Annotated in this window: 20 protein-coding genes; 14 read left to right on the plus strand and 6 right to left on the minus strand. The window is 75.2% G+C overall.

Going from position 1 to position 24802, the window contains the following annotated elements; translation table 11 throughout:
• The first annotated feature begins 11 nt into the window (after window positions 1-11).
• Window positions 12-2081 (plus strand): NAD(+) synthase, encoded by a 2070-nt coding sequence (locus AC4OR8_RS15470; protein WP_492166481.1) that lies wholly within the window; start codon window positions 12-14, stop codon window positions 2079-2081.
• 39 nt (window positions 2082-2120) lie between these two features.
• Here the strand turns inward: AC4OR8_RS15470 and AC4OR8_RS15475 are convergent, their stop codons facing one another.
• Both AC4OR8_RS15475 and AC4OR8_RS15480 read right to left on the minus strand, forming a co-directional pair.
• A complete protein-coding gene (locus AC4OR8_RS15475; RefSeq protein WP_492166482.1) occupies window positions 2121-2444 on the minus strand; it encodes a DMT family transporter in 324 nt (107 codons plus the stop codon).
• The gene (locus AC4OR8_RS15480; protein ID WP_492166483.1) at window positions 2441-2788 is read right to left on the minus strand and encodes a DMT family transporter; all 348 of its coding nucleotides are present in this window, start codon (window positions 2786-2788) and stop codon (window positions 2441-2443) included. Before AC4OR8_RS15480 ends, AC4OR8_RS15475 begins: the two co-directional genes overlap by 4 nt.
• 117 nt (window positions 2789-2905) lie before the next feature.
• Here AC4OR8_RS15480 and AC4OR8_RS15485 point away from each other — a divergent pair, with 117 nt between their 5' ends.
• From AC4OR8_RS15485 to AC4OR8_RS15500, 4 genes are read left to right on the plus strand one after another with little or no spacing between them, the layout of a single operon-like run.
• Window positions 2906-4246 (plus strand): glutamine synthetase family protein, encoded by a 1341-nt coding sequence (locus AC4OR8_RS15485; RefSeq protein WP_492166484.1) that lies wholly within the window; start codon window positions 2906-2908, stop codon window positions 4244-4246.
• A gap of 5 nt (window positions 4247-4251) precedes the next feature.
• Window positions 4252-5040 (plus strand): type 1 glutamine amidotransferase, encoded by a 789-nt coding sequence (locus AC4OR8_RS15490; protein WP_492166485.1) that lies wholly within the window; start codon window positions 4252-4254, stop codon window positions 5038-5040.
• Between the two features lie 23 nt (window positions 5041-5063).
• A complete protein-coding gene (locus AC4OR8_RS15495; RefSeq protein ID WP_492166796.1) occupies window positions 5064-8045 on the plus strand; it encodes a bifunctional [glutamine synthetase] adenylyltransferase/[glutamine synthetase]-adenylyl-L-tyrosine phosphorylase in 2982 nt (993 codons plus the stop codon).
• Between the two features lie 10 nt (window positions 8046-8055).
• Window positions 8056-8868 carry an isocitrate lyase/PEP mutase family protein gene (locus AC4OR8_RS15500; RefSeq protein ID WP_492166486.1) on the plus strand — a complete coding sequence of 271 codons (813 nt, stop codon included), beginning with the start codon at window positions 8056-8058 and terminating at the stop codon, window positions 8866-8868.
• A gap of 60 nt (window positions 8869-8928) precedes the next feature.
• On the opposite strand, the gene AC4OR8_RS15505 is transcribed toward AC4OR8_RS15500, so the two are convergent.
• Window positions 8929-9993 (minus strand): glycosyl hydrolase family 18 protein, encoded by a 1065-nt coding sequence (locus AC4OR8_RS15505; protein WP_492166487.1) that lies wholly within the window; start codon window positions 9991-9993, stop codon window positions 8929-8931.
• Between the two features lie 33 nt (window positions 9994-10026).
• Between AC4OR8_RS15505 and AC4OR8_RS15510 the strand changes: the two genes are divergently transcribed.
• The 5 genes from AC4OR8_RS15510 (at window position 10027) to AC4OR8_RS15530 (ending at window position 16525) form a co-directional block, all read left to right on the plus strand.
• Window positions 10027-10455 (plus strand): NUDIX domain-containing protein, encoded by a 429-nt coding sequence (locus AC4OR8_RS15510; RefSeq protein ID WP_492166488.1) that lies wholly within the window; start codon window positions 10027-10029, stop codon window positions 10453-10455.
• Complete coding sequence (locus tag AC4OR8_RS15515; protein ID WP_492166489.1) at window positions 10452-11408, plus strand: SMP-30/gluconolactonase/LRE family protein; 957 nt, start codon at window positions 10452-10454, stop codon at window positions 11406-11408. Before AC4OR8_RS15510 ends, AC4OR8_RS15515 begins: the two co-directional genes overlap by 4 nt.
• Before the next feature lie 35 nt (window positions 11409-11443).
• Window positions 11444-13351 (plus strand): 1-deoxy-D-xylulose-5-phosphate synthase, encoded by a 1908-nt coding sequence (gene dxs / locus AC4OR8_RS15520; RefSeq protein ID WP_492166490.1) that lies wholly within the window; start codon window positions 11444-11446, stop codon window positions 13349-13351.
• 103 nt (window positions 13352-13454) lie between these two features.
• Window positions 13455-14957: a hypothetical protein gene (locus AC4OR8_RS15525; RefSeq protein WP_492166491.1), complete on the plus strand. Its 1503-nt coding sequence runs from the start codon at window positions 13455-13457 to the stop codon at window positions 14955-14957.
• A 74-nt stretch (window positions 14958-15031) separates the two neighbouring features.
• Window positions 15032-16525: an amino acid permease gene (locus tag AC4OR8_RS15530; RefSeq protein ID WP_492166492.1), complete on the plus strand. Its 1494-nt coding sequence runs from the start codon at window positions 15032-15034 to the stop codon at window positions 16523-16525.
• On the opposite strand, the gene AC4OR8_RS15535 is transcribed toward AC4OR8_RS15530, so the two are convergent.
• Window positions 16465-17814, minus strand: a complete 1350-nt coding sequence (locus tag AC4OR8_RS15535; RefSeq protein ID WP_492166493.1) for an MFS transporter — start codon at window positions 17812-17814, stop codon at window positions 16465-16467. The genes AC4OR8_RS15530 and AC4OR8_RS15535 overlap by 61 nt on opposite strands.
• A gap of 171 nt (window positions 17815-17985) precedes the next feature.
• On the opposite strand from AC4OR8_RS15535, the gene AC4OR8_RS15540 reads away from it, so the two are divergent.
• From AC4OR8_RS15540 to AC4OR8_RS15555, 4 genes are all read left to right on the plus strand, one after another.
• Window positions 17986-19062, plus strand: coding sequence for a proteasome assembly chaperone family protein (locus AC4OR8_RS15540; protein ID WP_492166494.1), 1077 nt, complete (start codon window positions 17986-17988; stop codon window positions 19060-19062).
• A gap of 5 nt (window positions 19063-19067) precedes the next feature.
• Window positions 19068-19928 carry an acyl-CoA thioesterase gene (locus tag AC4OR8_RS15545; protein WP_492166495.1) on the plus strand — a complete coding sequence of 287 codons (861 nt, stop codon included), beginning with the start codon at window positions 19068-19070 and terminating at the stop codon, window positions 19926-19928.
• The gene (locus tag AC4OR8_RS15550) at window positions 19925-20809 is read left to right on the plus strand and encodes an acyl-CoA thioesterase (RefSeq protein ID WP_492166496.1); all 885 of its coding nucleotides are present in this window, start codon (window positions 19925-19927) and stop codon (window positions 20807-20809) included. The genes AC4OR8_RS15545 and AC4OR8_RS15550 overlap by 4 nt, the downstream gene beginning before the upstream one ends.
• Before the next feature lie 220 nt (window positions 20810-21029).
• On the plus strand, window positions 21030-22451 hold the full coding sequence (locus tag AC4OR8_RS15555; RefSeq protein ID WP_492166497.1) for a M23 family metallopeptidase: 1422 nt from the start codon (window positions 21030-21032) through the stop codon (window positions 22449-22451).
• Between the two features lie 94 nt (window positions 22452-22545).
• Here the strand turns inward: AC4OR8_RS15555 and AC4OR8_RS15560 are convergent, their stop codons facing one another.
• Entirely contained in the window at window positions 22546-23421 is an 876-nt protein-coding gene (locus AC4OR8_RS15560) for a MaoC/PaaZ C-terminal domain-containing protein (protein ID WP_492166498.1), read from the minus strand.
• 1 nt (window position 23422) lies between these two features.
• Window positions 23423-24757: a 3-oxoacyl-ACP reductase gene (locus AC4OR8_RS15565; protein WP_492166499.1), complete on the minus strand. Its 1335-nt coding sequence runs from the start codon at window positions 24755-24757 to the stop codon at window positions 23423-23425.
• Window positions 24758-24802 lie beyond the last annotated feature (45 nt).

The following is a 24802-nucleotide window of genomic DNA, read 5'->3' on the forward strand; positions in this document are numbered from 1 at the left end:
AGACTGGCGGCGTGGACTTCTACTCCGCCTACGCCCACGGCTTCGCCCGGGTCGCGGCCTGCACCCTCCCGGTCGCGCTCGCCGACCCGGCCGCGAACGCCGCGCGGGTGGTGGAGCAGGTGCGTGCGTGCCACGACGACGCCGTGGCCGTGGCGGTGTTCCCCGAGCTCTGCCTGACCGGCTACTCCCTCGACGACCTGTTCCTCCAGGACACCCTCCTCGACGCCGCGCGCGCCGCCCTCGAGACGGTGGTGGCGGCCACCGCCGACCTGACGCCGGTCGTCGTGGTCGGCCTGCCGCTGGAGCACGGCGGCCGGGTGCTGAACGCCGCCGCCGTCGTGCACCGCGGCCGGGTGCTGGGCATCGCGCCCAAGGCGCACCTGCCGACGTACCGGGAGTTCTACGAGCGCCGGTGGTTCGCCCCCGGTGACGACGTGACGGGCACGGTGGTGCTCGGCGGGGCGCTGGGCGACGACGAGGTGCCGATCGGTGTCGACCTGCTCTTCGAGGCCACCGACGTGCGGGGGCTGGTGCTCCACGTCGAGGTCTGCGAGGACATGTGGGTGCCGGTGCCGCCCCACGCGCGCGCCGCGCTGGCCGGCGCGACCGTGCTGGCCAACCTCTCGGGCAGCCCGATCACCGTCGGCCGTGCCGACGACCGGCGGCTGCTGGCGAGCTCGGCGTCGTCGCGCTGCCTCGCCGCCCACGTGTACGCCGCGGCCGGCCAGGGCGAGTCGACCACCGACCTGTCGTGGGACGGCCAGACGATGGTGCACGAGATGGGCGAGCTGCTCGCCGAGACCGAGCGCTTCCCCGACGGCCCGCGCCTCGCGGTGGCCGACGTCGACCTCGACCGGCTGCGCCTCGAGCGGCTGCGCACCGGCACCTTCGACGACAACCGGCGCGCCGAGGCCGGTGTGCGCCCCGGGGCCGCGGCGGCCCGGCGGGTGCGGTTCCGCCTCGAGCCGCCGTCCGGCGACGTCGGGCTGCGGCGCAAGGTCGACCGCTTCCCGTTCGTGCCCGACGACCCGGCCCGCCTGGCCCAGGACTGCTACGAGGCCTACCACATCCAGGTCGCCGGCCTGGAGCAGCGGCTGCGCGCGATCGGCGGCGGGACCTGGCACCCGAAGGTCGTCATCGGCGTCTCGGGCGGGCTCGACTCGACCCACGCCCTGCTGGTCGCGGCCCGGGCGATGGACCGTCTCGGTCGGCCCCGCAGCGACATCCTGGCCTTCACGCTGCCCGGCTTCGCGACCACCGAGACCACCAAGGGCAACGCCGTCGCGCTGATGGAGGCGCTCGGCACCACCCACGAGACCATCGACATCACCCCGGCCGCCCGGCAGATGCTCGCCGACCTCGGCCACCCCTTCGCCCGCGGCGAGGAGGTCTACGACGTGACGTTCGAGAACGTGCAGGCCGGGCTGCGCACCGACTACCTGTTCCGCGCCGCCAACCAGCGTGGCGGCATCGTGCTCGGCACCGGCGACCTCTCCGAGCTCGCGCTGGGCTGGTGCACCTACGGCGTGGGCGACCAGATGTCGCACTACACCGTCAACTCGGGCGTGCCGAAGACGCTGATGCAGCACCTCATCCGGTGGGTGGTGGCCAGCGGCCAGCACGACGACGAGACCAACGGCGTGCTGCTGGAGATCCTGGCCCAGGAGATCAGCCCCGAGCTGGTGCCGGCCCGCGAGGGCGAGCGGCCGCAGAGCACCGAGGACGCCGTGGGGCCCTACGCCCTGCAGGACTTCACGCTCTTCCAGGTGCTGCGCTACGGGCTCGGCCCGGCCCGCGCCGCGTTCCTGGCGTGGCACGCCTGGCGCGACGCCGACGCCGGCGAGTGGCCCGTGGGGCTGCCCGAGGACAAGATGGTGGCCTACGACCTGCCGCAGGTGCGGCACTGGCTCGAGGTGTTCGTGCGCCGCTTCTTCGCCAGCCAGTTCAAGCGCTCCGCGCTGCCCAACGGGCCGAAGGTGAGCGCCGGCGGCACGCTGTCGCCGCGCGGTGACTGGCGGATGCCCTCCGACGCCTCGCCCGCGGCCTGGCTGGCCGAGATCGAGGCGAAGGTCCCGCGCTGAGCCCCACGGGGCGCTCCTGGGCTCGTCCTGCTGGTGCGGCTAGTGCACCGCGCCGAGCTCGACCAGCAGCACGCCGCTGATGATGAGGGCGATGCCACCACCCATCAACGGGGTGAGCGGCTCCCCGAACAGGACCCGGGAGGCGACGGCGGTCAGCGCCACCCCGGCCGCGGCCCAGGTGCCGTAGGCGACGCCCAGGCCGAGACCGCCGTCGAGAGCGAGGGCCAGGCACCCGAAGGCCAGGAGGTAGCCGACGGCGACAGGGACGTAGAAGGCGCGCCGCCCGGCGGCGGTCATGCGCAGGGAGAGCGTGCCGATCACCTCGAAGACGATGGCGCCGGCCAGGAACAGCCACGGCGTCACCCGGCCTCCTCCTGCCTCGCGTGGGCCCGTTGCGAGCCGAGCTCGACGGTCAGCACGCCGGCGACGATGAGCCCGATGCCGACGCCCATGACGGCGGTCAGCGCCTCCTCGAACAGCAGCGACGACAGCACCGCGGTGGCCGCGACCCCTGACGCCCCCCAGATGCCGTACGCGACGCCGAGGGGCATCCCGCGGCGCAGGACCATCGAGAGGAGGACGAACGACACGACGTAGCCCACGGCGACCACGGCGTACAGGGCCGGTCGGTCGAGCGCGCCCTTGAGCGACAACGAGGCGGTCACCTCGCTGGCGATGGCGACCACCAGCAGCAGCCACCTCGTCACGGGCGCCGACCCTACCGACCGGGGCGGGCGCTCGCCCGGTGCGCGCCGCCGCCACCGGCCACCCGTCGCCGGTGGGCCGGTCCCCACGCCCTGCCGCGCGGCACTAGGCTCCGCTGCATGGGCAAGCAAGAGGACTTCGTACTCCGCGCTCTCGAGGAGCGCGACGTCCGCTTCGTGCGGCTGTGGTTCACCGACGTGCTGGGCTCGCTGAAGTCCGTCGCGGTGGCGCCCGCCGAGCTGGAGGGCGCCTTCGCCGAGGGCATCGGCTTCGACGGCTCCGCGATCGAGGGGTTCGCCCGGGTCTACGAGGCCGACATGCTCGCCAGGCCGGACGCCTCGACGTTCCAGATCCTGCCGTGGCGCACCGGTGACGGCCCGGCCACCGCACGGATGTTCTGCGACATCCTGATGCCCGACGACTCCCCGTCGTACGCCGACCCGCGGTTCGTGCTGAAGCGCACCCTGGGCAAGGCCGCCGACAAGGGCTTCACCTTCTACACCCACCCCGAGATCGAGTTCTACCTGTTCAAGGACATGCCGGGCCGCGGCGAGGAGCCCGTGCCGGTCGACCGCAGCGGGTACTTCGACCACACCGCCCAGTCGGAGGGCGCCGACTTCCGCCGCGAGGCGATCACGATGCTCGAGGCGATGGGGATCTCGGTGGAGTTCAGCCACCACGAGGCCGGCCCGGGCCAGCAGGAGATCGACCTGCGCTACGCCGACGCGCTCTCGACGGCCGACAACATCATGACGTTCCGCACCGTGATCCGTGAGGTCGCGCTGGGCCAGGGCATCTGGGCCACGTTCATGCCCAAGCCGTTCACCACCCACCCCGGCTCGGGGATGCACACCCACGTCTCGCTCTTCGAGGGCGACGAGAACGCCTTCTACGAGGCCGGCGCGCAGTACCAGCTCTCGCGCACCGGGCGGCAGTTCATCGCCGGCGTGCTGCGCCACGCCCCGGAGATCTCGGTGATCACCAACCAGTGGGTCAACTCCTACAAGCGGATGATGTTCGGCGGCGAGGCGCCCTCCTACATCTGCTGGGGCCACAACAACCGCTCGGCGATGATCCGGGTGCCGATGTACAAGCCCAACAAGGGCCCGTCGACCCGCATCGAGCTGCGCACCGTCGACGCCGCCTGCAACCCCTACCTCGCCTACGCGGTGGTGCTGGCGGCCGGCATGAAGGGCATCGAGCACGACTACGAGCTGCCCCGCGAGGCCGAGGACGACGTCTGGTCGCTCACCGAGCGCGAGCGCACCAGCCTCGGCATCGCCCCGCTGCCGAAGAACCTCAACGACGCCATCTCGATCGCCGAGGACTCCGAGCTGCTCGCCGAGACGCTGGGGGAGACCGTCTTCGACTTCTTCCTGCGCAACAAGCGCGCGGAGTGGGACGAGTACCGCGGCCAGGTGTCGGCCTTCGAGCGCGACCGGATGCTGCCGGTCATCTGAGCCCGATGACCCCCGCCACCGCGCCCGGCCCAGCCGGGGACCCGTCGGCGCCCCGCGCACCGCGCGGGGCCCGGGTGCTCGTCGTGCAGCACCAGGACGACTGTCCGCCGGCCCACGTCGGCACGTGGCTGGAGGAGGCCGGCGCGGAGCTCGACGTGCGCCGGCCGTACGCCGGTGACGCGCTGCCCGAGGGGCTCGACGACCACGACGCGCTGCTGGTGCTGGGCGGCTCGATGGGCGCCGACGACGACGCCGAGCACGCGTGGCTCGGGCCCACCAAGGCGCTGGTGCGCGCGGGCGCCGAGGACGGCACGGCGGTGCTCGGCATCTGCCTGGGCCACCAGCTCGTCGCCGCGGCCCTCGGCGGCGCCGTGGACCGCAACCCGCGGGGCCAGCAGCTCGGCCTGCTCCCCACCGGCTGGACCGACGCCGCGGGCGCCGACCCCGTCTTCGCCGAGGTGGCGCCGGGCGCCGGGCGCGGCGTGCACTGGAACGACGACCTGGTGGTGCGGCTGCCCCCTGGCGCGGTCGTGCTGGCCCGCACCCCCGCCGACGAGCCGCAGGTGGTGCGGCACGCGCCCCGCGTGTGGGGCGTGCAGCTGCACCCCGAGGTGGACGCCGGGCACGTGCGGGCCTGGGCGGTCGGCGACGCCGAGCGCCACGCCGCAGCCGGCATCGACCAGCCCGCGGTGCTCGCACAGGTGGACGCCGCCCGCGCCGAGCTGGACGCCGCCTGGCGCCCGCTCGCCGTCGCCTGGGCCCGGGTCGCCGCCGACGGGGGCGCGGGCGCGTGAGCCGCACCCCCGTGACCACCGGGATGCTCACCCGGCTGGGGTTCCTCGACGCGCCGGCGGCCCTGGAGCGGCTCGGCCGGCTCGGTGAGGCCGGCGAGCCGCTGCTCGCGCTGCTCTCGCGCACCGCCGACCCCGACGAGGCCCTCGACGGGCTGCTGCGTCTCGTGGAGGCCCAGGACGACCCCGCGCCGCTGCTGGGCGAGCTCGTCGACGACGAGGGCACCGCGATGCGCCTGCTCAGCGTGCTGGGCGCCAGCCCCGCCCTGGGCGACCACCTCGTGCGCCACCCCGAGCAGTGGGTCGAGCTGACCGATCCCGCGCTGGGGTGCACGCGGCCGCCGGCGTACCTGCTGCGCCACGACATGCTGCGCGTGGTGGGCGCCGACCCCGACGACCCCGAGCCGACGGCCACGGTGGCCGACGCCGCGGCCGTCGACGCGCTGCGGGTGGAGTACCGCCGGGTGCTGGTGCGCCTGGCCGCCCGAGACCTGTCGCACCACCTCGGCGTCGACGACGTCGCCGCCGAGCTCGCCGACCTCGCCGCGGCCACCCTCGAGGGCGCGCTCGCCGTGGCCCGCCAGCGCGTGGGCGAGGCGGCGGGACGCTGCCGGCTCGCGGTGGTGGCGATGGGCAAGTGCGGCGGTCACGAGCTCAACTACGTCTCCGACGTCGACGTCGTGTTCGTCTACGAGCCCGCGGAGACCGCGTCCGGCCCGGCCTCCGACACCGCCGCCAACCGGGCGGCCACCCAGCTGGCCTCCCACCTGATGCGCATCTGCTCCGACCCCACCGGCGAGGGAGAGATCTGGCCGGTCGACGCCGGCCTGCGGCCCGAGGGCAAGTCGGGCCCGCTGGTGCGCACCCTGGCCAGCCACGAGGGCTACTACCAGCGCTGGGCCCGCACCTGGGAGTTCCAGGCGCTGCTCAAGGCCCGCCCGGTGGCCGGCGACGCCGCGCTGGGCGCGGCCTACGTCGCCGCCATGGCGCCGCTGGTGTGGACGGCCGTGGAGCGCGACGGGTTCGTGGAGGAGACCCAGACCATGCGCCGCCGCGTGGTTGAGCACATCCCGGCCCGCGAGGCCGAGCGCCAGCTCAAGCTCGGCTCGGGCGGCCTGCGCGACGTGGAGTTCGCCGTGCAGCTGCTGCAGATGGTGCACGGGCGCAGCGACGAGGCGATCCGCCCGCCGACCACGCTCAGCGCGCTGGCCGAGCTCGCCCGCGGCGGCTACATCGGCCGCGAGGACGGCGAGGCGCTGCACGAGGCGTACACGTTCCTGCGCACCCTCGAGCACCGCATGCAGCTGCACCGGCTGCGCCGCCTGCACGTCGTGCCCGACGACGAGGCGTCGCTGCGCCGCCTCGGGCGCAGCATGGGCTACTACAAGGACTCCGCGCGCGCCCTCGACAAGGAGTGGCAGCACCACCGCCGCGAGGTGCGCCGGCTGCACCAGAAGCTGTTCTACCGGCCGCTGCTGGCGGCCGTCGCCCAGCTGCCCGGGTCGGAGGCACGGCTCTCGCCGCAGGCCGCGCGGGTGCGGCTCGCCGCGCTCGGGTACGCCGACGCCGAGGCCGCGCTGCGCCACCTGGAGGCGCTGACCGGCGGGGTCTCCCGCGCCGCCACGATCCAGCGCACCCTGCTGCCGGTGATGCTGCAGTGGTTCGCCGAGGGCCCCGACCCCGACGCCGGCCTGTTCGGCTTCCGCCGCATCAGCGAGCGGCTGGGGGAGTCGCCGTGGTACCTCAAGACGCTGCGCGACGAGGGCCAGGTCGCCGAGCGCCTCGCCAGCGTGCTCTCCACCTCCCGCTACGCCACCTCGCTGCTCGAGCGGGAGCCGCAGGGGGTGCGGATGCTGGGGGAGCCGCTGGTGCCGCTCGACGCCGAGGCGCTGACCGAGGAGATGCTCTCCGCGGAGGGGCGCCGCGACGACGCCGACCGGGCGGTGCGGGCGGTGCGGGCCATCCGCCGTCGCGAGCTGTTCCGCATCGCCGCCGGCGACCTGCTCGGCCTCACCGACGTCTCCGACGTGGGTGCCGCGCTCTCCCGGCTCACCGACGCCACCCTGGAGGCCACGCTCGCCGCAGCCGGCGCCGCCGTACGCCGCCAGCGGCACCTCGAGGCCGCCCCGACCCGCCTGGCCGTGGTCGCGATGGGCCGCTACGGCGGCTTCGAGCTGTCCTACGGCAGCGACGCCGACGTGATGTTCGTGCACGAGCCGGAGCCCGGCGCCGACCCGCACACCGCGGCGTCGTACGCCCAGGCGGTGGCCCACGAGGTGCGCCGACTGCTGGCCGCGCCCGGGCACGACCCCGCCCTGGTCGTCGACGCCGACCTGCGCCCCGAGGGCAAGCAGGGCGCGCTGGTGCGCACGCTGTCGTCGTACGCCGCCTACTACGCGAAGTGGTCGGCGGTGTGGGAGTTCCAGGCGCTGCTGCGCGCCGACGCCGTCGTGGGCGACCTCGACCTGCGCACCCGCTTCGAGGCGCTGGTCGACCCGCTGCGCTACCCCGCCGACGGCCTGTCGCCCGAGGACGTGCTGGAGGTGCGCCGGATCAAGGCGCGCGTCGACCAGGAGCGGCTGCCTCGCGGCGCCGACCCGTCGACCCACCTCAAGCTGGGCCGCGGCGGGCTCGCCGACATCGAGTGGACCGTGCAGCTGCTGCAGATGCGCTGGGCCGGCCAGGTGCCGGGGCTGCGCACCTCCCGCACCCTGCCGGCGCTGGCCGCCGCGCGCGCCGCAGGTCTGGTCGCCGCCGACGACGCGGCCGTGCTCGACGCCGGCTGGCGCCGGGTCAGCCGGGTGCGCAACGCCGTGACGCTGGTGCGCGGCACCCCCTCGGACCAGCTGCCGCGCGACCCCCGCGAGCGCGCCGCCGTCGCCAGCATCCTGGGCTACCCGCCGGGCGGCTCGGAGGAGATGCTCAACGACCACCTGCGCGCCACCCGCCTGTCGCGCGCGGTCGTCGACCGGGTGTTCTGGGAGGACCCGGTCGCACCCCCTGGCTAGCGTCGGGTCCATGACCTCCGACACCAGCACCTCCGACACGGGCACCGGCGGCACCGCCGACCGGGCCACCCGCCTCCTCGACCTGCACCGCGACCCCGAGCTCCTGACCGTGGTCAACGTGTGGGACGCGATCACCGCCACCGTCGTCGCGCAGACCCCCGGCACCCGCGCGCTGGCCACCGCCAGCCACTCCATCGCGGCCTCCCACGGCTACGCCGACGGCGAGAACATCCCCCTCGACCTGATGCTGACCGCCGTCGGCCGCATCGTGGCCGCCACCGACCTGCCGGTGAGCGCCGACCTCGAGGGCGGGTACGGCGACGCCGCCGAGACCGTGCGGCGCGCGATCGGCGTCGGCGTGGTCGGTGCCAACCTCGAGGACCAGCTGCGCCCGGCGGCCGAGGCCGCCGCGCAGGTGGAGGCCGTGGTGGCGGCGGCCGCGGCCGAGGGCGTCGACGACTTCGTGCTGAACGCCCGCACCGACGCGTTCGTGCTCGGCGGCGACCGCGACCCCGCCGAGGTGCTGCGCGACGCCGTGGAGCGCAGCCGGGCCTACCTCGACGCCGGCGCGCCGGTGGTCTTCGTGCCCGGCCCGCTCACCGAGGAGCAGGTCGTCACCCTCGTCGACGCCCTGGGCCCGCAGCGGCTCACCACGATCGGCCTGCCCGGCACGCCGCCGCTGGCCCGGCTCGCCGAGCTCGGCGTCGCCCGGGTCTCCTACGGCCCGCTCTCGCAGCGGGTCGCGCTCACCGCGCTGCAGGAGCTCGTGGAGGAGGTGCACCGCGGCGGTGGCGTGCCGGCGTCGGTGCGCCCGCTGAACTGAGCCCTTCCCGGGCCGTCGTCACCGACGGCCCGGGGCCGGGGCAGCGCGGGTCAGCGCGGGTCAGCGCAGGGTGTCGGCGGAGCCGACGCGCCACACCGCGACGCCGTGCAGGCCGAGGTCAGTGGCGAGGTCGCGACGCAGGTCGTAGGAGCGGGCGTCGGACCACCACAGCCGGGTGCCGTTCGACAGCCGCGCGGTCCACTCGCCCTCTTCGGCGCGCCACTGCGCCGTGGCGCCGTCGTCGGCCACCAGCGCGCGGGCCCGGCGCACCGGCACCGAGTGGCCGGTGCCGCGGCGGGGCCAGGTGTAGCCGTACCCCGCGACGCCGAGGTCGAGCTGGGCGGCCGGCACGGCCTCCAGGGCGGCCGCGACGCTGCGCCGCTGCGACTCGAGTGCGCCGATCGGTCCGGGGCCCGACCAGGTGGGGCCGTGCTGGTCGTAGGTCATCAGCTGCACCAGGTCGACGCTGGCGGCGATGCCGCGCAGCCGGTAGCCGCCCTCGCGGTAGGCCTCCAGCGACCCGCGGGCCGACACGTCGATCGACAGCGCCGCCGTGGGGGGCAGCACGCGGTCGAGCTCCTGCAGCAGGGCCACCATGCCGGCGCCGTCGCGGCGCGACATGGACTCCAGGTCGACGTTCACGCCGTCCCAGCCCTCCTCCTTGACCACCTCGGCGAGGCGACCGGCGACGCGGCGGATGTTGTCGGCGCTGGCCAGCAGCCGGCTCGCGGCGCGGGGGTCGAACCCGCCGACGGCATCGCGGTAGTTGCTGAGCAGGATCTCGGCGCGCAGGCCCTCGGCGTGGGCGGTGGCGAGCAGCCGCCGGGCCTCGGCGGTCGGCCGGGCCACCCGGCGTCCGTCGCCGCTGATGGGGACCGCCGCCACCGTGAGGGTGTCGAGGCCGGGGGCGTTGCGCTCCAGGACGCGGTCGGAGGTGCCCTGCAGCGCGTAGCCGGTGATCACCAGCGGCTCGGCGCGGGGCGCCGCGTCGTTGGCGGGGGAGGCCCCGGCGGGGGTCAGGGTCAGCAGCCCCGCGGCGAGGGCGGCGGTCAGACCGGCGGTCAGGCCGGCGGTCAGGCCGGCGGTCAGGGTGGTCAGGGGCACGAGGGCGTGGGGACGGCGCACCCTGGAAGCCTCCCACGTGGCTAGGTTGGGTCCGTGAAGCGATTCGGCTGCGTCGTGCCCGTCGACCGCCGGGGCCGCCTGCTGCTGCAGGAGCGCGACGAGCACCCGGTCATCGACCCCGGGAAGTGGGGCATGTGCGGGGGCCACCTCGAGGACGGTGAGGACTTCCTCGACGGCGCGCTGCGTGAGCTCGAGGAGGAGACCGGCATCCGCTGCGAGCCCGGCGACCTGCGGCTGCTGCGCGTGCTCGACGTCGTGCACGCCGCCTACGGCACCCTCGACCAGGTCGCGGTGTTCCTCACCGCGGTCGACCTCACCGACGACGACGTGGTGTGCGGCGAGGGCCGGCGCATCGTGTTCGTCGAGCCCGCGGTGGCCCGTGGCCTGCCGCTGACCGGGTCGCTGGACCTGGTGCTGTCCGACCTGCTCGACTCCGACCTCTACCAGGAGCTGCTCCCGTGACCCGACCCCCGACCCGGCCCGCCACCCGCCCCGCGCCCGTCGTCCACCCCGTGCCCGGCCCCGGCGCCGAGGACGTCGTCGTCGTGCCCGACGGGCCCCGCGCCGGCGGGGTCTACACCGGCACCGCCGACGGCGCGGTGTGGTGGGTCTCCCACGACGGCGCCCGCCTCGAGCGGGTGGCCCGCACCGGCGGTCGCCCGCTGGGCATCGAGCTGGAGGCCGACGGCCGGCTGCTGGTGTGCGACGCCCACCGGGGTCTGCTGCGCATCGACCCCGCGAGCGGCGGCGTCGAGCCCGTCGTGGACACCGTGGACGGGCGCCGCATGGTGTTCTGCAACAACGCCGCGGTCGCCGCCGACGGCACGGTCTGGTTCACCGACTCCTCCACCCGCTTCGGCATCGAGCGCTGGAAGGACGACCTGGTGCAGGACACCCGCACCGGTCGCCTGCTGCGCCTGGCCACCGACGGCACGCTGAGCGTCGTCGAGCAGGGCCTCGCCTTCGCCAACGGCGTCGCCCTGGCCGCCGACGAGTCGTACGTCGCCGTCGCCCAGACCGCCGGGCGCAGCGTCGTGCGGCACTGGCTCACCGGCCCCCGCGCCGGCACGCGCGACGACCTGGTCAGCGACCTGCCCGGCTACCCCGACAACATCTCCCGAGGCAGCGACGGCCTGGTGTGGGTGAGCATCGCCAGCCCCACCGACCCCGTGGTGACCCGGCTGCAGGGCGGACCGGGATGGCTGCAGCGCGGCGTGACGCGGGTCCCGGACGCCGTGCAGCCCCGGCCCAAGCGCACCGTGCGGGTGCAGGCCTACGCCGACGACGGCCGCCTGGTGCACGACCTCGACGCCGACGCGTCGGGCTACCACATGGTCACCGGTGTGCGGGAGCACGAGGGCCGGGTGTGGCTGGGCAGCCTGCACGAGGCGGCGGTGGCGGTGCTCGACTTGTGACCGCTGGCGCGGGGTCGGGCCGTAAACTGCCCGGCATGGCCATCCTCGAGTCGATCCACGGCCCCCGTGACCTGCGCGGCCTCGCCGACGACCAGCTCGACGCCCTGGCCACCGAGATCCGCGACGTGCTGGTGGCGACCTGCTCCCGCACCGGCGGCCACCTCGGCCCCAACCTCGGCGTCGTCGAGCTGACCCTCGCCATCCACCGCGTCTTCGACAGCCCGCGCGACCGGGTGGTCCTCGACACCGGCCACCAGAGCTACGTGCACAAGATGCTCACCGGCCGCGCCGGCGACTTCGCCGGGCTGCGCCAGGAGGGGGGCCTGTCCGGCTACCCCAGCCAGGCCGAGTCGGAGCACGACATCGTCGAGAACTCCCACGCCTCGACCGCGCTGTCCTACGCCGACGGCCTCGCCAAGGCCTACGCCATCCGCGGCGAGGAGCGCCACGTGGTGGCCGTGATCGGCGACGGCGCCCTGACCGGCGGGATGGCCTGGGAGGCGCTGAACAACATCGCGGTCGCGCGCGACAGCCGCCTGGTGATCGTGGTCAACGACAACGGCCGCTCCTACACCCCGACCATCGGCGGGCTGGCCACGGCCCTCACGTCGCTGCGCACCGACCCCCGCTACGAGCAGGTGCTCGACCTGGTGAAGAAGCGGCTCAACGCCGTGCCGGGCGTCGGGGCGCCGGCGTACGACGCGCTGCACGCGATGAAGAAGGGCGTCAAGGACGCGCTGGCGCCGCAGGGCCTGTTCGAGGACCTCGGCCTGAAGTACGTCGGCCCCGTCGACGGCCACGACCGCGCCGCGATGGAGCACGCGCTCGGCCAGGCCAAGAAGTTCGGCGGCCCGGTCATCGTGCACGCGCTGACCCGCAAGGGCTTCGGGTACGACGCCGCCGAGCGCCACGAGGCCGACCAGTTCCACTCCCCGGGGCCCTTCGACGTCGACACCGGCGAGGAGACCCCCAAGGGCCGCATCTGGACCGACGTGTTCGCCGACGAGATGGTGCACGTGGGCCGGCGCCGCAAGGACGTCGTCGCGATCACCGCGGCGATGATGCACCCGGTCGGCCTCGACCACTTCCAGGCCCACTTCCCCGAGCGCACGTTCGACGTCGGCATCGCCGAGCAGCACGCCGCCACCTCCGCGGCGGGGCTGGCCATGGGCGGGCTGCACCCGGTCTTCGCGGTCTACGCCACCTTCCTCAACCGGGCCTTCGACCAGGTGCTGATGGACGTGGCGCTGCACCGCTGCGGCGTGACGTTCGTCCTCGACCGCGCCGGGGTGACCGGCGACGACGGCGCAAGCCACAACGGCATGTGGGACATGTCGATGCTCCAGCTCGTGCCGGGGCTGCGCCTGGCCGCGCCCCGCGACGCCACCCGCCTGCGCGAGCTGCTGAACGAGGCCGTCGAGGTCGACGACGCCCCCACGGTGGTGCGCTACCCGAAGGGCCCGCCGCCCGAGGACCTGGAGGCCGTCGACACCGTCGGCGGCGTCGACGTGCTGGTGCGCGAGGGCCGCCGCGACGTGCTGGTCGTCGGCGTCGGGTCGATGGCCACCACCGCCGTGCAGGTCGCCGACCGGCTGGTCGCCCAGGGCATCGGCGTGACCGTGGTCGACCCGCGCTGGGTCAAGCCGGTCGCCCCCGCCCTGCTCGACCTCGCCCGCGAGCACCGGCTCGTGGTGAGCGTGGAGGACAACGGTGTCGTCGGCGGCTGCGGGGCGGTGCTGCAGCAGACGCTGGCCGCGGCCGGGGTCGAGACGCCGGTGCGGGTGCACGGCGTGCCGCAGGAGTTCCTCGGCCACGCCAAGCGCGCGGTGATCCTGGAGCGCATCGGGCTCACCCCGCAGGCGCTGGCCCTCGGCATCGTGGAGAGCATCTCGGCCCTCGACGGGTCCCCACCGGTGGACCAGCCCGTTGAGCGGCAGCGCTAGGCGCCCTGGGGAGGGAGCAGCGCCCACCGCACGACCGGCACGAGGAGCACCGCAGCACCAGCACGGCCCGGGGAGGGGCCGTCGCGCACGGCTGGCCGCCGTCGTGCTCACCGTGCTCACCGTGGTGGTCGCCGGCTGCTCCGGCGCCGACGAGCCGCCCGCACCCGAGCGCCGCGGCGAGCGGCGAGCGGCGGACGCCGGCGGTAGCGGTGGCAGCGCCGGGGCAGCCGGTGGCGGCCAGGGGAGCGCAGGCGGTGGTGCCCGTGGCAGCGACGCCGCTGCCTCGGCGCGGCTGCTGGTCGCGCTCGAGCGCACCCTCGACGACCGGGAGGCGGCGCTGCGGGCGGGCGACCGGGCGGCGTTCGCGCGCACCGTCGGCGGCGGCCGGGTGTCGCGGGCGCGGCAGCTGACGACGTACGACAACCTGCAGCGGCTCCCGGTGGGCGAGCTCACGCTGGGCCTGGACGCCGGCGCCCTCGTGCGCGACGGGCGCGGCTACCGGGTGGTGGTGCGCACCGACCTGCGCCTCGACGGCTACGACCGGGCCCCGGTGACCACCCACGACCGGTGGCTCCTGGTGCCGGTGGCGGCCGGTCATGGTGACGACCGGCGCTGGGTGGTGGCCTCGGCGCGCGACGCCGCGTGGGAGCGACGTGCGGAGGTCACCCCGCCGCCGTGGGAGACCGGGCCGCTGGTGGTGCACGAGGGCGACGGCGTCCTGGTCGTCACCTCCGGCGCCGACGGGCCCGGCACGGCGCAGGCGCTGGTGCGCGAGGCCGCGCAGGCGCGCGACGAGGTGGCGGGCGTGGTGCCGTACGCCTGGGACGGCACGGTGGTGCTGTGGGCCCTGCCCGACACCCGGGTGCTCGACGGGCTGGCCCGCACCGGCGACCTGCCGGGCGGTGACCCCGACGACGTCGACGCGGTCACCGTGCGGCTCGGGGCGCCCGACGACCCCGCCGCCGTGCGGGTGGTGCTCCACCCGCGGGTGGTCGAGGCCGTGACGGCCGGGGGCGACGGGGGCGACGACGCGGACGGGCGTGCGCGGCTGCTGCGCCACGAGCTCACCCACGCCGCGCTGAGCGGCCACGACGCCGGTGGGCCCGCCTGGCTCACCGAGGGCGTGGCCGAGTGGGTGGCGGTACGGTCGCTGGCCCCGCTGGAGCGGCGGCTGCCCGCGGGCGCGGTGGAGCAGGCCCGCGCCGGCCTCGACGGCGTGCCCCGTCGCGCCGACCTGGCGGGCGAGGGCGCCGAGGCGGCGTACGGCGTGGCGTGGTGGGTGTGCGAGCACCTGGCCGCGACGTACGGGGAGGCGGAGCTGTGGCGCCTGCTCGACGCCTGGGAGGGCGGACCCCGGGCCGGGGAGGCGCGGCTGCGGGCGCTCACCGGCGGCCCCGCCGACGCCCTCGCCCGCCCCGCCGGCCGGCTGCTGCTGGCCGCGGCCGCCGAGCAGCAACGGGCGGAGGCGCGGGCAGGAGCGCGGGCAGAGGCGCGGGCGGAGCGGGCCGCGGAGCGCGCCGAGCGGGCCGAGGACCGGCGGTCCGACGCGCGGGCGGAGCGGCGCCGGGGGAGCCGTGGGGACGGCCCCGGCGACCGGCGGCAGTGACCGACCGGTGACCGCACGGTGGACGTCGGCCGCCGGGGTCGCCGTCCGGGGCCCCGGTGCCTTAGGTTCGCCCGATGAGCCGGTCCACAGGTCTCCTGCGCACGAAGTCCGTCGAGCAGTCGCTGGCCTCGGGTGACGACCCCGAGTTCGCGCTGAAGCGCAACCTCAGCGCCCTCGACCTCACCGTCTTCGGGGTCGGGGTGGTGATCGGTGCGGGCATCTTCACCCTCACCGGCCGGGTGGCCGCCGAGTACGCCGGCCCGGGTGTGGTGTTCTCCTTCGCGATCGCCGCCCTCTGCTGCGCCCTCGCGGCGCTGTGCTACGCCGAGTTCGCCTCCACGCTGCCGATGTCGGGCTCGGCCTACACGTTCTCCTACGCCACCCTCGGCGAGCTGGTGGCCTGGATCATCGGGTGGGACCTGCTGCTCGAGCTGATGCTCGGCGCGAGCGTGGTGGCGCAGGGGTGGAGCACCTACTTCGTGACGCTGCTCGACCAGCTGGGGGTGACCTGGCCCGAGCAGCTCGGCCCCGACGCGACGTTCAACCTGGCGGCGTTCCTGCTGGTCGCCGTGCTCGGCGCCCTGATCGCGTTCGGCATCAAGGAGAGCCTGCGGGTCAACCTGGTGCTGGTGGCGGTCAAGCTGTTCGTGGTGCTGTTCGTCATCGTGGCCGGGCTGTTCTACGTCGACGGGTCGAACTACAGCCCGTTCCTGCCCGAGTCGGCCGGCACCGCCGGCGGCGAGGGCGGCTGGCTCACCGCGCCCCTGGTGCAGCTGATGTTCGGCATCGAGCCCCAGGTGTACGGCGTGCTGGGCGTGGTCTCGGCCGCGTCGGTGGTGTTCTTCGCCTACATCGGCTTCGACGTGGTGGCCACCACCGCCGAGGAGGCCCGCAACCCGCAGCGCGACCTGCCGCGCGGCATCCTGGGCTCGTTGGCCATCTGCACGGTGCTCTACATCGCGGTGGCCCTGGTGATCACCGGGATGGTCAACTACCGCGACATCGACCCCGAGGCGGCGCTGGCGCGGGCCTTCATCGACCGCGGCCAGGACGGCATCGGCACCCTGATCTCCGCCGGCGCGGTGGCCGGGCTGACCACCGTGGTCATGACGCTGATGATCGGCGCCGTGCGGGTGTTCTTCGCGATGGCGCGCGACGGGCTGCTGCCGGTGCGCCTGGCCCGGGTCAACCCCCGCACGGGCACGCCGCTGACCCTCACCGTCGGCATCGTCGTGGTGGTGGCGCTGGTGGCGTCGCTGACGCCGATCGGCAAGCTCGAGGAGATGGTGAACATCGGCACGCTGACGGCATTCCTGCTGGTCTCGCTGGCCGTGCCGGTGCTGCGGCGTCGGCGTCCGGACCTCGAGCGGTCGTTCCGGGTGCCGCTGTCGCCGGTGCTGCCGGTGGTCTCGGCGCTGATCTGCTTCTACCTGATGCTCAACCTCAGCGTCGAGACGTGGCTGCGGTTCCTGGTGTGGATGGCCCTGGGCTTCACGCTCTACTTCGTCTACGGCCGGCGCCACGCCCGGCTGGGGGCCGAGCCCGCCGGGTCCGCCGCGCGCGACTGACGGCCCGGCTGCGGGGTCGACTGCGGGGTCGACTGAGCGGTCGGCTGGGCGGTCGGCGGGGCGTCGAGGCGCCCGGCGGCGCGGGAGGCCACCGCGGCGGTGGCCACGCCGGCGAGCGCGAACAGCGCGGCCAGCGCCGCCCAGCCGGGGGTGCCGTGGTCGACGGCGGTGGCGGTGACCACGAGCGGCGCGAGCATCGAGGCGACGGCGTACCCGGTCTGTGACACGCCCTGGTAGGCACCCGCGCTGCGGGGGTCGGCGAGCTCGAAGGACAGGCCCCAGCCGCCGGCCTCCGACAGCACCTCGCCGGCGGCCCCGGCCACGGCGCCGAGCAGCAGCACGACGACGGCGGTGGTGGCGTCGCCGTACGCCGCCGCGGCGAACAGCCCGCACGACAGCGCGAGCAGCGCGCCGGCGCGTCGTACGGCCCGACCGGCCGCGCGCACCTCGTGGGTGCCGCGGGCGGCGGGCACCTGCAGCAGCGCGACCAGGACGGTGTTGACCACCATCAGCGCCGAGATGACGACGGTGGGCGCCTCGGTGTGCCCGGCGACCCACAGCGGCACGCCCACGGTCTGCAGGCCGAACTGCATGGCGAGCACCGCGCTCATCGCGGTGGAGGCCAGGTAGGTCGGGTCGGTCAGCGGCGAGCGCCCGGCCGGCTCACCGGGTGCGCCGACGGGCCGGGCCCGCACCCGCGCGGCCAGCTCCGGCCGGGCGCGCCCGAGGCGCAGCAGCGGCACGACGGCGACCAGCACCAGCAGTCCCGAGAGCAGCATCGTCGTGCGGTAGGCCGCGGCCGAGCCGACGAGCAGGGCCGCGCCGGCCAGCACCGTGCCGAGGCCGATGAACACGTTGGTCACCACGCGCAGCCGGGCGCGCACCCCGACCCGCTCGGGGCCGGTGTACCAACGGGCCAGCAGTGCCTGGCGCGCCGTGCCCTGCACCGAGCGCAGGGCCACCGCGACGCAGGCGACCGCGACGAACCAGCCGACCCCCTGCACCAGCGCGTAGGCGAGCAGCGCCGCGCCCCAGCCGAGCAGCGCGACCACCTGCACGCGGTCGGCGCCGAGCCGGTCGCTGGCGCGGCCGGCGGCGTACGACGCCACGACGCCGCAGGCGCCGGCGACCGTGAGCCCGAGGCCCACGGTGGTGGCGGAGAGGCCGACGACGCGGGTGAAGTAGAGGGCGCTGACGCTGTAGAAGAGACCGGTCGACAGCGAGGCCGCCATCGTGGCCACGGTGAGGGCCCGGGTGACCGGGTCTCGGGGCAGCAGGGTCTCGCGCACCGCCCCAGTGCAGCGCACCGGCAGCGACAGGGCCAATCAGGCGCCGTGGTGCCGCGGCCCCCTCGCCGTCCACCCAGGCGCGTCGGCGTCGACGCCGGGGAATATCGTGGGCGCTCGCGGTGGTGAACCACCGTGCGCGGGCGCCCGCCCGCCGCGAACGAGAGGATCCGCGTGGCTGCCGAACGTCTGGTGCACATCGTCGACGACGTGCCCGAGCTCGACGGCTCGCAGGAGCGCGCCCTGACCATGGTGCTGGTGCTCGACGGGTTCCTCGACGCCGGCAACGCCGCGGCCCGCGCCGCGCGCCACCTCGTCGACGTCGCCGTGCAGGGCACCGACACCCCGGTCGAGCGGTCCCTCGACGGCGCTGACGGTGACGAGACCCCCGCCGAGGTCACCGCCGGCGACGGCGACGGCACCGGCCGGGTCGTGGCGACGTTCGACGTCGACCAGTTCCACGACTACCGCGCCCGGCGTCCCGCCATCTCGTTCGTGCGCGACCACTACGCCTCCTACGACGCCCCGCGGCTCGTCGTGCGGCTGCTGCGCGACGGCGGCGGCACGCCGTACCTGCTGCTGCAGGGCCCCGAGCCCGACAACCGGTGGGAGGCCTTCGCCCGCGCCGTGCGCGAGGTCGTCGAGCGCTTCCGCGTCACCCGCGTGGTCTCGATGGGCTCGGTGCCGATGGCCGTGCCGCACACCCGCCCGGTCGCGGTCACCCACCACGCCAACGACCCCGAGCTGCTGCTGGGCGCCACCAGCCCCTGGCGCGGCGAGCTGCGGGTGCCGAGCAGCGCCCAGGCGCTGCTCGAGGTGCGGCTGGGGGAGTGGGGACACCCCGCGCAGGGGTTCGTCGCCCACATCCCGCACTACCTGGCGCAGATGGACTACCCCCGCGCCGCCGCGGCGCTGCTCGAGCAGGTCGAGCTGGCCGGCCGGCTCACCGTCGACCTCTCGGTGCTGCACCGCGAGGCGGAGCGCGGCGAGGAGGAGGTGCGGCGCTACCTCGCCGACAACGACGAGGTCGACGACGTGGTGCAGGCCCTCGAGCGGCAGTACGACGCCTTCGAGCGCTCCGAGGAGTCCGGCAGCAACCTGCTCGCCCAGGACCAGCCGCTGCCCACCGGCGAGGAGCTCGGCCAGGAGTTCGAGCAGTTCCTCGCCGGGCTCGAGGGCGACGGTCCAGGCGACGAGCCGACCGGGCTCGGTGACGGGCCGGGCGGGCCCGACGGCCCGCGCGGCGGCTGAGCCCCGTGCCTCGCGACGCCGACGAGCTCGGCGCCCTCCTCGACCTCGAGACCATCGACGACAACCTGTTCCGCGGTGCCGTCGAGCCCTCCGCGCTGCCCCGGGTGTTCGGCGGACAGGTCGCCGCCCAGGCGCTGGTCGCGGCGCGACGCACCGTCGACCCGGCGTACGTCGTGCACTCGCTGCACAGCTACTTCCTGCAGCCCGGTGACACCGGCGCGCCGATCGTCTACGACGCCGAGACGCTGCGCGACGGCCGGTCGTTCGCGACCCGGCGGGTGCTGGCGCGTCAGCACGGCCGCCCGGTGTTCGCCCTGACCGCCGACTTCCACCGCCCCGAGCCCGGGCGTGAGCACCAGTCGCGGATGCCCGACGCGCCTCCGCCCGAGGACTGCCTCGACCCGCGCACGCTGCTGCGCGACGGGGACACCAGCCTCGACCAGTTCCGCGTCGCGGAGATCCGCTACGTCGGCAGCTCGCAGGACCTGCTCCCGCACGACCCCGCCCACCCGGCCCGGCAGCGGATGTGGATGCGGGTGGCCGGCACGCTGCCCGAGGACCCGTTCGCCCACGCCGCGGCGTTCACCTACCTCTCCGACATGAGCCTGATGGGTGCAGCGCTCGCGCCCCACGGGCTGCGCCTCGGCGGGCCCGGCACGCTCGTGGCCTCCCTCGACCACGCCGTGTGGTTCCACCGCCCGTTCCGGGCCGACCAGTGGTGGCTGTTCGACCAGGTCTCGCCGGTGGCGAACGCCGGTCGCGGGCTGGTCACCGCCCAGGTGTTCACCCCCGACGGCGCCCTGGTGGCCTCGGTCGCGCAGGAGGCGCTGCTGCGACCGACGTCCGACGACCGGGCCGGGTCGTGAGCGACCCCGACGCCGTGACGGGGCGCGACACCGAGGCGCTGGTCGGTGAGCTGCTCGGGCTGCTCGACCTCGAGACGATCGACGTCGACCTGTTCCGCGGCTCCACGATCGACTACGGGCGCCCTCGGGTGTTCGGCGGGCAGGTGGCCGCGCAGGCGCTGATCGCCGGCACCCGCACCGTGGGCGAGGAGTTCCACGTGCACTCGCTGCACTCCTACTTCCTGCTGCCGGGCGACCCGCTGGCCCCGATCGTCTTCGACGTCGAGCGCATCCGCGACGGCCGGTCGTTCCTCACCCGCCGGGTCGCCGCACGCCAGCACGGTCGGCCGATCTACTACCTCACCGCCAACTTCCACCGCGAGGAGGACGGCTTCGACCACCAGGACGCGATGCCGGTGGTGCCGCCTCCGGAGGCCGGGACCGACCTCCTGGCTCGGATGGCCACCGACGGCGTGGGGGAGGGCACCCAGCTGGCCCGCGAGTGGGGTGCCCTGGACGCCCGGGCGCTCGGCACCTCCCGCGAGGGGCTGCCCGACGACCCGGCGCACCCGGCGCGGGCGCAGCTGTGGTTCCGCATCGCGGCGCGGCTGCCCGACGACCCCCGGCTGCACCTCGCGGCGTTCACCTGGGCCAGCGACGTGAGCCTGCTCGGGGCCACCATGGCCGCCCACGAACGTCCCGACGAGCTGCAGATGGCGTCGCTCGACCACACCGTGTGGTTCCACCGGCCCTTCCGGGCCGACGAGTGGTGGCTCTTCGACCAGTGGTCGCCGTCGGCGCACGGCGCCCGCGGGCTGGCGATCGGGCGGGTGTTCACCGCCGGGGGCCTGCTCGCCGCGACCGTGGCGCAGGAGGGGCTGATCCGGCCCCCGCGCCGGTGACCGACCCCGGCGATCCGGTGGGCTTGTAGCACTACACCGGTGTAGTTCGTGACAGACACGCCGGTGGCGTGGTTACGTGTGCTCACTCGTGTGACGCAAGTGTCCTCGTGTTGTCGATGAGCCGGCTGGTGCTGTGCGCCCCGGTGGTCCGACGACCGAGGGTGGCCGGCCGTCCTCGGGCGCACCCGACCCAGCCGACCCAGCCACCAGGATCTCCTTCATGTCCCGTGCTCCCTCGCGCCGCCGTACGTCCCGCACCACCTCCGCCGTGCTCGTCCGTGGCCTCGCCGCCGGGCTCGGCCTCACCCTCGCGACCGGGCTCGCCGCCGGTGCCACGCCCGCCGCGGCCGCGCCGTCCGACCGGGACGACCGGGACGGCCGGGTCACCCGGATCGACCACGGCGACGGGCCCGCACCGGTCGAGCTGACCCCGCGGCAGGAGCGGCGCGAGGCCGCCCGGGCCGCCGTGGCGCCGGTGACGCCGTTCGAGGTGCCGTTCCCCTGCGGGCAGACCTGGACGGGCACCACCCGCTCCACCCACAGCCCCAGCGTGCGCTCGGTCGACTGGAACCGCACCGACGACGTCGACGACCCGGTGGTGGCCGCTGCGGCCGGCACCGTGACCACCGCGGTGACCAACGGCACCTCCGGCTACGGCCGCTACGTCGTCATCGACCACGGCAACAGCGAGTCGACCCTCTACGCCCACCTCAACTCGGTGGTGGTGCGTGTGGGTCAGCGGGTCGACGGGGGCGTGCAGATCGGCACCCTGGGCTCCACCGGCAACTCGACCGGGCCCCACCTGCACTTCGAGGAGCGCCGCTCCGGCACGGTGCTCGAGGCCTACTTCCACGGCAAGCCGTTCGTCTACGGCAGCACGGTGGCCTCCCAGAACTGCGCCGACGAGCCGGAGGTGCCCGAGGTTCCGGCGGAGCCGGACGTGCCGCTCGCAGGCAACTTCGCCGGTGAGGCACCCGCCGAGCTGGCGATGTACCAGCGCTCGGAGCCCTCGCAGTTCCGCATCCAGCGGCCGAACGCCAAGCCCCGCGTCGTGGAGCTCGGGACGCCCACCGACGACCCCGTGGTGGGCGACTGGGACGGCGACGGCCGGGTCAGCCCCGGCGTGCGCACCTCCTCCACCAAGACCTTCGCCCTGAAGACCGGCACCACGACGACCTCGGTCGTCTTCGGCTGGGTCAAGGACGAGCCCGTGGCCGGCGACTGGGACGGCGACGGCGTCTGGGAGATCGGGGTGTGGCGCGCACGCGCCGCCGAGTTCCGCCTGCGCGCTGCTGACGGCAGCGTCACCGTCGTACCGGTCGGCGACCTCGACGACCTGCCGGTCACCGGCGACTGGAACGGCGACGGCACCACCGACCTCGGTGTCTACGACCAGGAGACCGCGACGTTCACCCTGCACCGCATCGACGAGGACGGGCTCGCCTGGACCGCGCAGGTGCAGTTCGGGGAGCCCGGCGACCTGCCCGTCGTCGGTGACTGGGACGGCAACCTGCGCACCGACCTCGGCGCCTGGGACCCCGAGACCGAGACGCTGTCGCAGCGCCGGGCCGCCCGCCCCGCGGCGGAGCGCTCCACCACCCTGGACGTCGACCACGACCGGTCGCTGCGCAGCAGCAGCTGACCTGCAGCACCGTCGCACGCCACGACGCCGGCCCCGTTGGACGGGGCCGGCGTCGTGGCGTTCGTGGTGTCCGGGCGTGGACCTGCCAGGACGGTCAGAGCGCGGTGGCGCGGCCCGCGAGGTGCGGGGCGCCGGTGCGCGGGTCGCTCAGGGCGAACGCGATGCCGTCGTCGAGCACGCTGGTGCCGAGCTCGACCTTCCCGGGCAGCACGATCGGCTTCTTGAACGAGGCGTCGACGCGTACGGCGTCGGGCAGCCGGTTCTCCACAGCGGCCACCGTGCGGGCCAGGCTCCACATCCCGTGCGCGATCTGGCGCGGGAACCCGAGGGCCTTGGCGGTCAGCGGGTAGAGGTGGATCGGGTTGTGGTCGCCCGAGACCGCGGCGTAGCGACGTCCGAGGTCGCCGGGCAGCGCCCACACGGTGCCGCGGGGCGGCGCCTCGGGGTAGGTCTCGCCGGCCGGGGCCGAGGCGTCGCCGCGCCCACGGCGCAGGTACGTCGAGGTGCTCTCCCACACGACCTCGTCACCGACGCGGGCCTCGGCCACGAAGTCGTACAGGCTGCCCTTGGGGTGGGGGCGGGCGGCGCCGACCCGCACGCCCACCGCCAGGCTCTCCCCGATCGCCACCGGCCGGTGGCTGGTGATCGAGTTGGCCAGGTGCACCGTGCCGACCGCCGGGGCCGGGAACGCGGGCTCCGTCATGATCGCGAGGTGCAGGGGGAAGGCCAACAGGTGCGGGTAGGGCAGGGGCGCGACGTCCTTGGTCGGGAAGCCGCAGACGGCGGCGTACGCCTCGACGTGCTCGCGGCGCACCTCCATCGGCGGCCGGCTCAGCGCGAGACCGGTGAACCCGTCGGCAGGGGCCTTGCGGATGCCCGGCAGCAGCCCCACGACCGGCAGGGAGGGCAGGGCCGCGCGCAGCAGCGTCGCGGGCCCGCCCCCGGGGGTGACCTCGGTGGGAGCCGGCACGTCAGGCCCCCAGCATCATCTGGCCGCAGACGCGGACCACGTTGCCGTTGACGGCGCTGGAGGCGGGGTCGGCGTACCAGGCGACGGTCTCGGCCACGTCGACGGGCAGGCCGCCCTGCGACATGGCGTTGAGCCGCTGGCCGACCTCGCGGGTCGCGAACGGCACGGCCGCCGTCATCTGGGTGACGATGAACCCCGGGGCGACGGCGTTGACGGTGATGCCGTCGGTCAGCTCGTCCTTGAGGGAGTCGACGAGGCCGATGACACCGGCCTTCGAGGCGGCGTAGTTGGTCTGGCCGACGTTGCCGGCGATGCCGGCGATGCTGGCCACCCCGATGATCGAGCCGTTGGCGTTCACCACCCCCTGGTCGAGGAGCTCGCGGGTGATCCGCTCGGGGGCGGTGAGGTTGACCGCGATGACGGAGTCCCAGCGGTCCTCGCCCATGTTGGCCAGCTTCTTGTCGCGGGTGATGCCGGCGTTGTGCACCACGACGTCGACGCCGCCGTGCTTGTCGGCGAGGTGCTGCGCGATGCGCTGCGGGGCGTCCTTGGCGGTGATGTCGAGGGTCAGCCAGTCGCCCTCGAGCTCGCCCATGAGCGTGACCAGCGCGTCGGCGGCCTGGGGCACGTCGACCCCGACCACGGTGGCCCCGTCGCGGTGCAGCACGCGGGCGATCTGCTCACCGATGCCGCGGCTGGCGCCGGTGACGAGGGCGACCTTGCCGGCCAGTGGCGACGCGACGCTTCCGACCGACGGCGCCTCGAGGGTGCCGGTCGCTCCGATGCGCACGACCTGGCCCGAGACGTAGGCCGACTTCGGCGACAGCAGGAAGCCCAGGGTGCTGGCGAGGCTCGCCTCCGCGCCCTCGGCGACGTACGCGAGCTGGACGGTGCCGCCGCGGCCGATCTCCTTGCCGAGGCTGCGGGTGAAGCCCTCCAGTGCGCGCTGGGCGACCCGCTCGGATCCCTCGAGCAGCTCCGGGGGCGTGCCGACCACCACGACATGGGGGCACGGCAGCAGGCTGCGCATCAGCGGCGTGAAGAACTCGCGCAGGGCGGAGAGCTGCTCGGAGGAGGTGAGGCCGGTGGCGTCGAAGACGAGGCCCTTGGCGCGCTCGCCGTCAGCGAGGGTGTCGGTGGTGGCGATGCCGAGCTGGTCGAGCAGGCCGGGCAGCGACTCCACGACCCGGCCGGTGCCGCCGACGACGACGGAACCGGTCACCAGGGGAGCTCCCTCGGTGTACCGGTCGAGCCTCATCGGGGCGGGCAGGCCGAGGTTCTTGACCAGCAGCTTGCCGAGCGGCGAGGTGGTGAAGCTCTGGTACTTGTCGCTCATGCGGGTGCGTCCTCCGTGGTGGGTGGTGCGGGGTGGGCCTCGTTC

The organism is Nocardioides sp. FY1077 (assembly GCF_058681775.1).

Bases quoted from the DNA above. Each gene is read 5' to 3' on its own strand.
- AC4OR8_RS15495 (WP_492166796.1), top strand. From the start codon at position 5,064: ATGCTCACCCGGCTGGGGTTCCTCGACGCGCCGGCGGCCCTGGAGCGG.
- AC4OR8_RS15490 (WP_492166485.1), top strand. From the start codon at position 4,252: ATGACCCCCGCCACCGCGCCCGGCCCAGCCGGGGACCCGTCGGCGCCC.
- AC4OR8_RS15530 (WP_492166492.1), top strand. From the start codon at position 15,032: ATGAGCCGGTCCACAGGTCTCCTGCGCACGAAGTCCGTCGAGCAGTCG.
- AC4OR8_RS15555 (WP_492166497.1), top strand. From the start codon at position 21,030: ATGTCCCGTGCTCCCTCGCGCCGCCGTACGTCCCGCACCACCTCCGCC.
- AC4OR8_RS15565 (WP_492166499.1), bottom strand. From the start codon at position 24,757: ATGAGCGACAAGTACCAGAGCTTCACCACCTCGCCGCTCGGCAAGCTG.
- AC4OR8_RS15500 (WP_492166486.1), top strand. From the start codon at position 8,056: ATGACCTCCGACACCAGCACCTCCGACACGGGCACCGGCGGCACCGCC.
- AC4OR8_RS15485 (WP_492166484.1), top strand. From the start codon at position 2,906: ATGGGCAAGCAAGAGGACTTCGTACTCCGCGCTCTCGAGGAGCGCGAC.
- dxs (WP_492166490.1), top strand. From the start codon at position 11,444: ATGGCCATCCTCGAGTCGATCCACGGCCCCCGTGACCTGCGCGGCCTC.